At 62.7% G+C, this 2,458-nt stretch carries 3 protein-coding genes; 2 read left to right on the top strand and 1 reads right to left on the bottom strand.

Annotated features, from left to right (window positions below; genetic code table 11):
- Positions 1–60 precede the first annotated feature (60 nt).
- Both EOA24_RS34295 and EOA24_RS34290 read left to right on the top strand, forming a co-directional pair.
- Positions 61–1,341: an O-acetylhomoserine aminocarboxypropyltransferase gene (locus EOA24_RS34295; RefSeq protein ID WP_126082858.1), complete on the top strand. Its 1,281-nt coding sequence runs from the start codon at positions 61–63 to the stop codon at positions 1,339–1,341.
- A gap of 1 nt (position 1,342) precedes the next feature.
- A complete protein-coding gene (locus EOA24_RS34290; RefSeq protein ID WP_126082857.1) occupies positions 1,343–1,687 on the top strand; it encodes a cupin domain-containing protein in 345 nt (114 codons plus the stop codon).
- A 14-nt stretch (positions 1,688–1,701) separates the two neighbouring features.
- Here EOA24_RS34290 and EOA24_RS34285 read toward each other — a convergent pair whose 3' ends face one another.
- The gene (locus EOA24_RS34285; RefSeq protein ID WP_126082856.1) at positions 1,702–2,409 is read right to left on the bottom strand and encodes a transporter substrate-binding domain-containing protein; all 708 of its coding nucleotides are present in this window, start codon (positions 2,407–2,409) and stop codon (positions 1,702–1,704) included.
- Positions 2,410–2,458: the final 49 nt, after the last annotated feature.

Here is a 2,458-nt window from a genome sequence, read left to right as displayed (position 1 = left end):
AACCCGGGCTTCGCCAAGAATGCCCGGCGTTTTTTCGAAGATCAGGAGAGGAAGATTTAGATGACCCGTACGCCCGGTTTCAACACCTTGGCCGTTCATGCCGGCGCCAAGCCCGATCCGGCGACCGGCGCCAGGGCCACGCCGATCTATCAAACCACCTCCTTTGTCTTCGACGATGCCGACCATGCCGCTTCGCTGTTTGGGCTGAAGGCCTTCGGCAATATCTACACCCGCATCATGAACCCGACGCAGGCGGTGCTCGAGGAGCGCGTCGCCGCGCTGGAAGGCGGCACCGCCGCACTTGCCGTCGCCTCCGGCCATGCCGCGCAGGTAATCGTGTTTCACAACCTGATGCAGCCGGGCGACAATTTCATCGCCGCCAACAAGCTCTATGGCGGTTCGATCAACCAGTTCGGCCACGCCTTCAAGAATTATGGCTGGGAAGTGCGCTGGGCCGACGTCAACGACCTCTCGACCTTCGAGAACCAGATCGACGACAGAACCAAGGCGATCTTCATCGAAAGCCTCGCCAATCCTGGCGGCGTTTTCGTCGACATCGAGAAGATCGGCGACATCGCCCGCAAGCATGGCCTGCCATTGATCGTCGACAACACGCTGGCTTCGCCCTATCTGGTGCGGCCGATCGAACACGGTGCCGACATCGTCGTCCATTCGCTGACAAAATTCATCGGCGGCCACGGCAATTCGATCGGCGGCGTCATCGTCGACGGCGGCACGTTCGACTGGTCGAAGTCGGGCAAATACCCGATGCTGTCGGAGCCGCGCCCCGAATATGGCGGGCTCGTCCTGCACGAGACTTTTGGCAATTTCGCTTTCGCCATCGCAGCGCGCGTGCTTGGCCTGCGCGATCTCGGACCGGCGATCTCGCCCTTCAACGCCTTCCTGATCCTGACCGGCCTGGAGACGCTGCCGCTCAGGATGCAGCGCCATTGCGACAACGCCGCGAGCGTCGCCGGCTGGCTCTCCAACCATCCCAAGGTCGCCTGGGTGAATTATCCCGGACTGCCCAGCGACAAGAACAACGCGCTGCAGAAGAAATATTCGCCGCAGGGCGCCGGCGCGGTCTTCACATTCGGCCTCAAGGGCGGTTACGAGGCCGGTGTCAAATTCGTCGAGGCGCTGGAATTGTTCTCGCACCTCGCCAATGTCGGCGACACCAAGTCGCTGGTCATCCATCCGGCCTCGACCACGCACCGCCAGCTCTCCGACGAGCAGAAGGTCACGGCCGGCGCCGGGCCGGATACGGTGCGGCTGTCGATCGGCATCGAGGACGTCAACGACATCGTCGCCGATCTTGAGCAGGCGTTGAGCAAGGTCTGATATGTCTGCCTTTCTTGCGGTCAGTGTCGACAGCGTCGAGCCGGAGGCCGGTGCGCCGGCCCCGGACCGGGTGATCTCGGGCGATCCGAAATTCCGCACCTGGAATGTCGAGGAGCGCGACGGCGGCCTCTATGCCGGGATCTGGGAGGCGACGCCGGGCAAATGGCGCATCTCCTACGACGAATGGGAATTCTGCCACATCCTGTCCGGCGTCTCGGTGATCGCCGAAGACGGCGGCGAGGCGCGCACCGTGCGGGCCGGCGACAGCTTCGTGCTCAGGCCGGGCTTCAAGGGCACCTGGGAAGTGCTCGAGACGACGCGCAAGGAATATGTGATCAAGCTTTGACGGTTTCGGCCGGCTCACAACAGTCGGTCGACATCGTCGTCGGAAAAACCACATTCGCTCATCATCTTCCGGTGCCACGCACTTCCGAGCAGATCGCTCAGGCACCGATCGATCCGCTCGCGCAACGCGGCATTGCCCTTGGCCAATGCGAACGCGCCGGCGGCCGGCCGCTTCTCCGATGCGGGAACCTCGACGACATCGAGCCGCTCGTCGGGGCGCTGGGCAATGTAGCCGCGATGCGCCATGTCGACGCTGGCATAGGCCTGCGCCATATCCTTCGCCACGGCCCCCGCCGCCTGAGCCTGCGTCGCAAATATCCTGACCCGATTGGGCGGAACGCCATTCTGCAACGCGGTTTGATGCTGAACCTGGTCCGATATCACTGCAAGTACCGCTGAAGGGTGCAGGGCAAGCGAGCGGTAGCCCTCCAGCCCCAACGGATTGTTCTTCGCCACCATCAGTCCGTCAGGCAGCGACCAGATCGGGCGCGTAAACTCAACGAGCCTTTTGCGCTCGTCCGAGATGAACAGGCCCGTCGTCATGTCCCATCGGTTGTCCACCAGCCCGGGAAGCAGTTCAGCGAACTCGGCTTCGACGGGCGAAAACTCGCCCAGCCCGAGCATCTGGCATATCCGCTTGGCGAGTTCCACGTCGCAGCCGACGACCGAGCCCGATGCGTCGGTGAAGCAGAAGGGTGGTTCCTGCAGGTAGGCGAATTTCATGTTCTAGGTTCCCGAACGACAATTTTGGCTGCTCTAGGCAGGGTCGGTT

This window comes from Mesorhizobium sp. M2A.F.Ca.ET.039.01.1.1, from assembly GCF_003998035.1.
In the GTDB taxonomy this organism is placed as follows: domain Bacteria; phylum Pseudomonadota; class Alphaproteobacteria; order Rhizobiales; family Rhizobiaceae; genus Mesorhizobium.
Note: the sequence above shows the minus strand (reverse complement) of the source record. Positions and strands in the feature narration are given on the sequence as shown.

What these genes read in the sequence shown, in the direction of transcription:
- EOA24_RS34295 (WP_126082858.1), top strand. Translation starts at nt 61, where the DNA reads ATGACCCGTACGCCCGGTTTCAACACCTTGGCCGTTCATGCCGGCGCC.
- EOA24_RS34290 (WP_126082857.1), top strand. Translation starts at nt 1,343, where the DNA reads ATGTCTGCCTTTCTTGCGGTCAGTGTCGACAGCGTCGAGCCGGAGGCC.
- EOA24_RS34285 (WP_126082856.1), bottom strand. Translation starts at nt 2,409, where the DNA reads ATGAAATTCGCCTACCTGCAGGAACCACCCTTCTGCTTCACCGACGCA.